This is a genomic window from Salinarimonas rosea DSM 21201, assembly GCF_000429045.1.
Taxonomy (GTDB): Bacteria; Pseudomonadota; Alphaproteobacteria; order Rhizobiales; family Beijerinckiaceae; genus Salinarimonas; species Salinarimonas rosea.
The window spans coordinates 189597-198924 of the sequence record NZ_KE386842.1; the positions used below are offsets into that span (position 1 = coordinate 189597).

8 protein-coding genes are annotated in these 9328 nt (G+C 71.9%); all 8 read left to right on the forward strand.

Annotation, left to right across the window (positions count from 1 at the left end):
- Nucleotides 1-106: 106 nt before the first annotated feature.
- The 8 genes from G407_RS0124195 (at nt 107) to G407_RS29855 (ending at nt 9272) form a co-directional block, all read left to right on the forward strand.
- Entirely contained in the window at nt 107-1402 is a 1296-nt protein-coding gene (locus tag G407_RS0124195) for an MHYT domain-containing protein (RefSeq protein ID WP_052341843.1), read from the forward strand.
- A 168-nt stretch (nt 1403-1570) separates the two neighbouring features.
- Complete coding sequence (locus G407_RS0124200; protein ID WP_029032879.1) at nt 1571-2437, forward strand: FAD binding domain-containing protein; 867 nt, start codon at nt 1571-1573, stop codon at nt 2435-2437.
- Between the two features lie 14 nt (nt 2438-2451).
- Entirely contained in the window at nt 2452-2952 is a 501-nt protein-coding gene (locus G407_RS0124205) for a (2Fe-2S)-binding protein (protein ID WP_029032880.1), read from the forward strand.
- Nucleotides 2949-5363, forward strand: coding sequence for an aerobic carbon-monoxide dehydrogenase large subunit (locus G407_RS0124210; protein WP_029032881.1), 2415 nt, complete (start codon nt 2949-2951; stop codon nt 5361-5363). Before G407_RS0124205 ends, G407_RS0124210 begins: the two co-directional genes overlap by 4 nt.
- A 375-nt stretch (nt 5364-5738) precedes the next feature.
- Entirely contained in the window at nt 5739-6614 is an 876-nt protein-coding gene (locus G407_RS0124215; protein ID WP_029032882.1) for an AAA family ATPase, read from the forward strand.
- Complete coding sequence (locus tag G407_RS0124220; RefSeq protein WP_029032883.1) at nt 6611-7813, forward strand: vWA domain-containing protein; 1203 nt, start codon at nt 6611-6613, stop codon at nt 7811-7813. The genes G407_RS0124215 and G407_RS0124220 overlap by 4 nt, the downstream gene beginning before the upstream one ends.
- 28 nt (nt 7814-7841) lie before the next feature.
- Entirely contained in the window at nt 7842-8660 is an 819-nt protein-coding gene (locus tag G407_RS0124225) for an XdhC family protein (RefSeq protein WP_029032884.1), read from the forward strand.
- Between the two features lie 45 nt (nt 8661-8705).
- Nucleotides 8706-9272 carry an SRPBCC family protein gene (locus G407_RS29855; protein WP_043540512.1) on the forward strand — a complete coding sequence of 189 codons (567 nt, stop codon included), beginning with the start codon at nt 8706-8708 and terminating at the stop codon, nt 9270-9272.
- Nucleotides 9273-9328: the final 56 nt, after the last annotated feature.

A 9328-nucleotide genomic window follows, 5' to 3' on the forward strand; every position in this document is an offset into this window, starting at 1 on the left:
CGCCCGAGGCGCCTCGCATTGCGCGGGGCGTCGTTCGGCGGCAGAGTGCGCGCGTCCCGCCGCGGAGCGCTCTTCGGGAGCGAGCGGTCTTCGGGAGGAGGAGGCGATGGACATCGGCGTGCATGCGGCTGGCGTCACCCACTCCCTCGCCCACGACCCCTGGCTCGTGGCGCTCTCCATCCTCGTCGCCATGCAGGGCGCCTATGTCGGCCTCGCGCTCGCGGGGCGGGTCGCGGCGGCGGAGGGGGTGCGGCGGCGGGTGCTGCTCGTTGGGGCGGCGGCGACGCTCGCGGTGGGCATCTGGTCGATGCACTTCATCGGGCTCCTCGCCGCGCGGCTGCCGGTGGGGGTGGACTACCTCGTCGCGCCCACCGTGTTCTCGCTTCTCGTCTGCGTGATGGTGGTGGGCGCAGGCATGCTGCTCGCGGCGACGGACCTGCCCCTCGTGCTGCGCGTCGGCGCAGGCGGGCTCGGCATGGGCGCGGGCATCGCGTCGATGCACTACATCGGCATGGGCGCGCTCGCCGGGGCGATGACCATGAGCCACGCGCCCGGCCCCGTCGTCCTCTCCCTCGTCCTCGCCGTGGCGGCCTCCACGGCGGCGCTGTGGCTGTGCTTCGAGGCGCCGCGCCAGACGCTGTGGGCCTCCGCGATCGCGATGGGCCTCGCCGTCTCCGGGATGCACTACACAGCCATGGCCGGCATGACGCTGCACGCGGCACCCGCGGAAGCGCCCTCGCAATTCGCGTCGAGCCTCTCGCCGGACGGCCTCGCGCTCACCGTCGCCCTCGTCGCCTTCGCCGTCTCCGGCGCCTTCCTCGCGACGCTGACGCCCGAGCGCGCCCGGCCGGGTCGGGCCCGTCGCGGGGCGACCGAGATCGCGGACGCGAACACCGCGCAGGCGGAGCCCGCGGCCGAGACGCTCGCCGCGCCGGTCGCGCGCACGCCCGCCGTGGAACCGCCCGAGCCGCCGTCCGTCCGCGACGGCGCGAGCCGGACCGCCCCGCTCGGTGGCGTCGGCGGCCCGCCGCGCCGGCCGGCGCGGACGCTCACCGTGGAGCGCAACGGCACGCCGCTCGCTCTCCCGGTAGGCGCGGTTCGCTGCGTGCGCGCCAACGCGCACTACACCTATGTCCGCGACGGCGAGCACGAGTATTTCTGCGGCCTGTCGATCGGCGAGGCGGAGGCCGCCCTCGACCCGGCGCGCTTCCTGCGCATCCACAGGAGCCACGTGGTCAACCTCGACCACGTCGTCGCCGTGCGGCGGGCGGGCGACAACGGGGTCGCGCTCCTCGACGACGGGCGCAGCCTTCCCGTCGCCCGCGCCCGGCTCGCGACCTTGAAGCGGCGGTTCGAGACCGAGGAGCAGGCCCGGACGCGACCGCTGGATGCCGCGGAGTAGGTCAGCCCGCCTGACGCACTTCGTGCGGGCGAACCCGCGTTTCGTGCACGAGCCGCGGTTCCTCGTGCACGAGAGATTGCCGCACACCCCTCCTCCCTGGACCCTTTCGAAAAAGACGGGCCCGCGCCCGCAATGAAGGGTTGTAACACTCGAGGAGGAGGATCCGGCGTGATACCCGCCAATTTCGCCTATCACAGCCCGAGCACCGTGGAGGAGGCCGTGGGCCTGCTCGCCCGGCTCGGCGACGAGGCCCGCGCGCTCGCCGGCGGCCACAGCCTCATCCCGATGATGAAGCTGCGGCTGTCCGCGCCCGAGGCGCTCGTCGACCTCTCCCGCATCGCCGCGCTCAAGGGCGTGCGCGAGGAGGGCTCCGAGGTCGTCATCGGCGCGATGACGACGCAGCACCAGCTCCTGCAGGACCCGATCCTCGCGCAGACACTGCCGCTGATCCCGGAGACCTCGGCCGTGATCGCCGACCCGCAGATCCGCTATCGCGGCACGCTCGGCGGCAACGTCGCCAACGGCGATCCCGGCAACGACATGCCGGCCGTGATGATGACGCTCGACGCGACCTACACGCTGGCCGGCCCGAACGGCGAGCGCGCGGTGAAGGCGCGGGAGTTCTACCAGGGCGCCTACTTCACCGCCGCCGAGGACGGCGAGATCCTCACCGCCGTGCGCATCCCCGTCCCGCCCGCCGGCGCGGGCTTCGCCTACGAGAAGCTCAAGCGCAAGGTCGGCGACTACGCCACCGCCGCCGCCGCCGTGCAGCTGACGATGAAGGCCGGCGCGGTCGAGACCATCGCCATCGGCCTCACCAACGTCTCCGAGACGCCGCTGCTGGCGGAGGACGCCATGGCGATCCTCGCGGGCGCGCGGCTCGAGCCGGAGGTCGTCGACCGTGCGGTGGCCGCGGCGGAAGCCATCACCAACCCCGCCTCCGACGGGCGCGGGCCCGCGGAATACCGCACCGCCATGGCCGGCGTGATGCTGCGCCGGGCGCTCGCCCGCGCCGCCGCCCGCGCGCAGGCTTGAGGGAGAGGCGACCCATGTCCAAGGTCCACATCGAGCTCACCGTCAACGGCAAGGCCCACGAGTCGCTGGTCGAGCCGCGCACGCTGCTGATCCACTACCTGCGCGAGGATCTCGGCCTCACCGGTGCGCATATCGGCTGCGAGACCGGCCATTGCGGCGCCTGCACAGTCGACATCGACGGCATGTCGGTGAAGTCCTGCACCATGTTCGCCGCCCAGGCCGACGGCGCGGAGATCCTCACCATCGAGGGCGTCGCCGCCCCGGACGGCACGCTGCACGCCCTGCAGGAGAGCTTTCGCGAGATGCACGGGCTCCAGTGCGGCTACTGCACCCCCGGCATGATCGTGCGCGCCCATCGTCTGCTGCAGGAGAACCCGCGCCCGACCGAGGCCGAGATTCGCGCCGGCATCTCCGGGAATCTCTGCCGCTGCACGGGCTACCAGAACATCGTCAAGGCCATACAGCACGCCGCCGCGACGCTCGCGGGCGAGCCCTTCCAGGAGGCCGCGGAATGAACGACATGACCCCCACCCGCGAGGAGCGCGAAGCCAAGCTCCAGGGCATGGGCTGCAAGCGCAAGCGCGTCGAGGACGTGCGCTTCACGCAAGGCCGCGGCCAGTATGTCGACGACCTGAAGCTGCCGGGCATGCTCTTCGGCGACTTCGTGCGCTCCACCTACGCCCACGCCCGCATCAAGAAGATCGACGCTTCCGCGGCGCTGGCGCTGCCCGGCGTCAAGGCGGTGCTCACGGCGGCCGACCTCAAGCCTCTGAACTTGCACTACATGCCGACCCTCGCCGGCGACGTGCAGGCCGTGCTCGCAGACGAGAAGGTGCTGTTCCAGGGCCAGGAAGTGGCCTTCGTCATCGCCGAGGACCGCTACATCGCCGCCGACGCCATCGAGCTCGTCGAGGTCGAGTACGAGGAGCTGGCGCCGCTGGTCGACCCGTTCCAGGCCATGGCCGAGGACGCGCCGCTGCTGCGCGAGGACATCAAGGACAAGACGGAGGGCGCGCACGGACCCCGCAAGCACCACAACCACATCTTCGAGTGGACGATCGGCGACAGGACCGGCACGGACGCCGCCTTCGACAAGGCGGACGTGACGATCAAGGAGATGCTCTCCTACCACCGCACCCATCCCTCGCCGCTCGAGACCTGCCAGTGCGTGGCCTCGATGGACAAGATCCGCGGCGAGCTGACGCTGTGGGGCACCTTCCAGGCCCCGCACGTCATCCGCACCGTGGCCTCCATGCTTGCGGGCATCCCCGAGCACAAGGTGCACGTCATCGCCCCCGACATCGGCGGTGGCTTCGGCAACAAGGTCGGCGCCTATCCGGGCTACATCTGCGCGGTCGTGGCCTCGATCGTGCTCGGCGTCCCCGTGAAGTGGGTCGAGGACCGGATGGAGAACCTCTCCGCCACGTCCTTCGCCCGCGACTACCACATGACGACCGAGCTCGCGGCGACCAAGGACGGCACCATCACCGGCATGCGCGTGCACGTGCTCGCCGACCACGGCGCCTTCGACGCCTGCGCCGACCCGTCGAAGTGGCCGGCGGGCTTCATGAACATCTGCACGGGCTCGTACGACATCCCGGTCGCGCATCTGGCGGTCGACGGCGTCTACACCAACAAGGCGCCCGGCGGCGTGGCCTATCGCTGCTCCTTCCGGGTCACCGAGGCGGTCTACGCCATCGAGCGCGCGATCGAGATCCTGGCGCAGAAGCTCGGCATGGATTCGGCCGAGCTGCGGATGAAGAACTTCATCGAGGCCGAGCAATTCCCCTACAACTCGGCACTGGGCTGGGAATACGATTCCGGCGACTATCACACCGCCATGAGGAAGGCGCTCGACGCCGTGGGCTACGACGCGCTGCGCGCCGAGCAGCGGGAGAAGCGCGCGGCCTTCGAGCGGGGCGAGACCCGCGAGATCATGGGCATCGGCCTCTCCTTCTTCACCGAGATCGTCGGCGCGGGCCCGACCCGCAACTGCGATATCCTCGGCATCGGCATGTTCGATTCCGCCGAGATCCGCATCCACCCGACGGGCGGCGTCATCGCCCGCATGGGCACCAAGAGCCAGGGCCAGGGCCACGAGACCACCTACGCCCAGATCATCGCCACCGAGCTCGGCATCCCCGCCGACGACATCATGATCGAGGAGGGCAACACCGACACGGCGCCCTACGGGCTCGGCACCTACGGCTCGCGCTCGACGCCGGTCGCCGGGGCCGCCACCGCGGTCGCCGCGCGCAAGATCAAGGCGAAGGCGCAGATGATCGCGGCGCACATGCTCGAGGTGCACCACGACGACGTGGAGTGGGACATCGACGGCTTCCGGGTCAAGGGCCTGCCCGAGAGCCGCAAGTCGATGAAGGAGATCGTCTGGGCGGCCTACAACCAGCCCCCGCCGAACATGGAGCCCGGCCTCGAGGCGGTGTCCTACTACGACCCGCCGAACATGACCTACCCGTTCGGGGCCTATGTCTGCGTCATGGACATCGACGTCGACACCGGCGTCTACAAGGTCCGGCGCTTCTACGCGCTCGACGATTGCGGGACCCGGATCAACCCGATGATCATCGAGGGCCAGGTCCACGGCGGCCTCACCGAGGCCTTCGCGGTCGCGATGGGCCAGGAGATCCGCTACGACGAGCAGGGCAACGTCATGGGCGCGTCCTTCATGGACTTCTTCCTGCCCACCGCGGTGGAGACCCCGGTCTGGGAGACGGACCACACCGTCACCCCCTCGCCGCACCACCCGATCGGCGCCAAGGGCGTCGGCGAGAGCCCGCATGTCGGCGGCGTGCCGTGCTTCTCGAACGCGGTGAACGACGCGTTCGCGTTCCTGGGGTCGACGCACATCCAGATGCCGCACGACCATTGGCGCATCTGGAAGGCCGCCCGCGCATTGGGGGCGTGACGCGGTTCGATTTCTCCCCGGAAGGGGAGGAGTCGGCCGAAGGCCGGCGGGTGGGGACGACGGCCGAGCGAGGCGCCCCACCCGACGCACACATCCTGTGAAAAAGGATGTGCACGCGCGGCGCGGCGTCTTTCCTTCCCCGTAGGGGAAGGTGGCGCGCCGCGCAGCGGCGTGACGGATGGGGCGCGCCGAAGGCGCGTTCCGCGAAGCGGAAGCACCGAGGGTGCCCGCATCGACCGTCGACCTTCGGCTTCGCCGAACGCGCGTGCCGCGCGCCCCATCCGTCTCGGTCGCTTCGCGCCCGAGCCACCTTCCCCTACAGGGAAGGAGAGCTGACGGCGCGCCGGCCAACCACCGTTTCGAGGAGAGTACCCCGTGACCGCCCCCCTCGACCGCGACGCCATCGCGAAGCGCCTGGTCGCGACCGGCTACGTGCCCGATCGCGACCTCGCCGTCGCGCTCGCGCTGATGCAGCGGCTCGGGCGGCCGCTGCTGCTCGAGGGCGAGGCGGGCGTCGGCAAGACCGAGATCGCCAAGGCGCTGGCCGCGATCCACGACACGCGGCTCATCCGCCTGCAATGCTGGGAGGGGCTCGACCGGGCGGCCGCGCTCTACGAGTGGAACTACCAGCGCCAGCTGCTGGCCATCAGGGCGCGGGAGGGTCACGATGCGCGGGCCGTCGAGGCGGAGATCTTCTCGGAGGCCTACCTGCTGGAGCGCCCGCTGCTCGCCGCCATCCGCCAGGAGAAGTCCCCGGTCCTCCTCATCGACGAGATCGACCGGGCGGACGAGGAGTTCGAGGCCTTCCTGCTCGAGCTCCTCTCCGACTTCCAGGTCTCGATCCCGGAGCTCGGCACCATCGCGGCCACCAGCATTCCCCACGTGGTGCTGACCTCGAACGCCACCCGCGAGCTCTCGGATGCGCTGCGCCGGCGCTGCCTCTACCATTACGTCGACTATCCCGAGCCCGACCGCGAGGCGCGCATCCTGCTCGCGCGCCTGCCGGGCATCGACGCCGCGCTGGCGACCCAGGTGGCGCGCTTCGTCGCCAAGGTGCGCCGCGAGGATCTGGCCAAGGTCCCCGGCGTCGCCGAGACGCTCGACTTCACTGCCAGCCTCGTCGGCCTGACCGACCTGCGCGACGACCCGGAAGCCGTCCACGACGCGCTGATCGCGCTCCTGAAGACCCGCGAGGACCGCGCCCGGCTCGCGCCGGAGGTCGTCGCCCGCCTGGTGGAGGCGAGCGCGTGAGCCCGGCCGCGGCGCTCCCCGAGACCGGCGTCGCCGCCGCGATCCGCGCCCGGCTCGCCGGCTTCGTACGCACGCTACGGATGAACGGCTTTGCGATCGGCCTCGCGGAGAGCCGCGACGCGCTGGCGATCCTCGCCGCCGCCGACCTCTCGCGCCCGACCCTGCTGATGCCGGCCTTGCGCACGCTCTTCGCCACGCGTCCCGCCGACTGGGAGCGCTTTCCCGAGATCTACCGCGCCTACTGGAGCGTGCGGCGCACGGGAATGCGCGTCACGACCTCGGGCGCCTCCCGCAAGGGCGGGCTCGACATCCGTTCCTGGCCGGGGCCCGACGCGAAGCGGGGCGAGGAGGGGGCGCCGGACCGCGTCACCCGCTCGGAGGCGGAGGATCACGCGGCGGAGACCGAAGACGACGCGCAGAGCCGCCGCGCCGGCGGCTCGCGCATCGAGAGCCTCGCCCACACCGACTTCCGCCACCTGAGCGACCCGTCCGAGATCGAGGCCGCGCACGCGCTGGCCGAGCGCCTCGCCCGGCGCATGCGCGCGCGGCTCGCCCGCCGCGAACGCGTCGCCCGGAAAGGCCGGAGGCTCGATCTGCGCCGAACGCTGGCGCGGGCCGCCGAGCGCGGGGGGGAGCCGCTCGATCTCGTGCGTCGGCGCCCGCGCAGGAAGCCGCTGAAGCTCGTCGTCCTGCTCGATGCGTCCGGCTCGATGAGCGTCTATTCGGCGACCTTCGTGCGCTTCATGCACGGCGTGCTGGCCGGCTTCGCCCGCGCCGACGCCTTCGTCTTCCACACCCGGCTGATCCAGGTCTCGCAGGCGCTGCGCGAGCGCGATCCCGTGCGCGCCGCCGAGCGCTTCGCGCTTCTCGCCCAGGGCTTCGGCGGCGGCACGAGGATCGGCGGCGCGCTCGAGACCTTCAACCGCGCCTATGCCTCGCGCACGCTGACCTCCCGCACGGCGGTGATGATCGTCTCGGACGGCTACGACACCGGCGAGCCGGAGATCCTCGCCCGCGAGATGGCGCGCCTGCGCCGCCGGGCGCGCCGGCTGATCTGGCTCAACCCGATGCTGGGCTGGCGTGACTACGCGCCCGCCGCCCGCGGCATGAAGGCGGCGCTGCCGCATGTCGACCTGTTCGCCCCCGCCCACGACCTCGCGAGCCTCGCGGCTCTCGAGCCGGAGCTCGCCCGCCTGTGACGGATCCCCTGTGATGGACACGATGCCGATGACCGACCCGCAGGACGTCCTCTCCCTCGTCGCCGCCATGCGGGCGAGGGCGGAGCCCTTCGCCATCGCGACCGTCGTGCGCACGGTCTCGCTCACGGCGGCGAAGGCCGGCGCCAAGGCGATCATCCGGGCCGACGGCACGATCACCGGCGGCTGGATCGGCGGCGGCTGCGCCCGCGGGGCGGTGTTGCGCACGGCGCGCCAGGTGATCGCCGACGGCGAGGCGCGGCTCGTCTCGGTGCAGCCGGAGGACCTGCTCGCGGATCTGGGCGTCGCCCCCGGCGACGAGCGCGACGGCGTGCGCTTCGCGGCGAACCGCTGCCCCTCCAAGGGCACGATGGACGTGTTCGTCGAGGCGGTGCTGCCGCGCCCGCAGCTCGTGATCTGCGGCGCGACCCCCGTCGCCGAGGCGCTGTGCGATCTCGGCCGACGGATGGGCTACGAGACGGTCGTGCATGCGCCGCAGGCCGATCTCGACGCCTTCGCCGCGCCCGACCACGGCATCGCCGGCTACGCCGTCGCGCCCGAGGCGGCGCAGACGCGCTTCGTCGTGGTGGCGACGCAGGGGGCGGGCGACGCGGCGGCGCTCGCCGCGGCGCTGGCGAGCGACGCCGGCTACGTCGCCTTCGTCGGCTCGCGGCTGAAGGCGGCGGCGCTGCGCGAGGAGCTGACCCGGGCGGGAACGCCGCCCGCCGCCTTCGAGCGGCTGCACGCCCCCGCGGGGCTCGACATCGGCGCGATTACGCCCGAAGAAATAGCGATGTCGATCCTCGCGGAGATCACCGTCCTGCGGCGGCGCGGCCAGCGCGGGGCGTGAGGATCCAACAATTCGACCGACACGAGGAAGGATGACGCCATGGACATGACCGACAGCCAACGGATCGCCGCCCCCCGCGAGACGGTCTGGGCCGCGCTGAACGATCCGGAGGTGCTCAAGCAGTGCATCCCCGGCTGCCAGGAGATCGAGAAGACCTCCGACACCGAGATGACGGCGAAGGTGACGCTGAAGATCGGCCCGGTGAAGGCGACCTTCAACGGCAAGGTGACGCTCTCCGACCTCGATCCGCCCAACGGCTACGTCATCTCCGGGGAGGGTGCCGGCGGCGCCGCCGGCCACGCCAAGGGCTCGGCCAAGGTCGACCTCGAGGCGGTCGAGGGCGCGGACGGCTCGGAGGAGACGATCCTGCACTACGACGTCAAGGCCCAGGTCGGCGGCAAGATCGCCCAGCTCGGCGGGCGGCTGATCGACGCCACGGCGAAGAAGCTCGCCGGCGAGTTCTTCACCAAGTTCGGCGAGGTCGTCGCCCCGCCCCCGCCGGAGCAGGAGGGCGAGGCGATCTCCGGCACGAGCGGCGAGGACGCCCCGAAGAAGGGCTGGTTCTCCGGCGTGTTCGGCAAGAAGGGCAAGGAAGCCCCCGCCGCGGAGTGAGCCTCTCCCGCCCCATCGGGGCGGGGACGATCCGCGGGAGCGGATCAGGGGCGGGG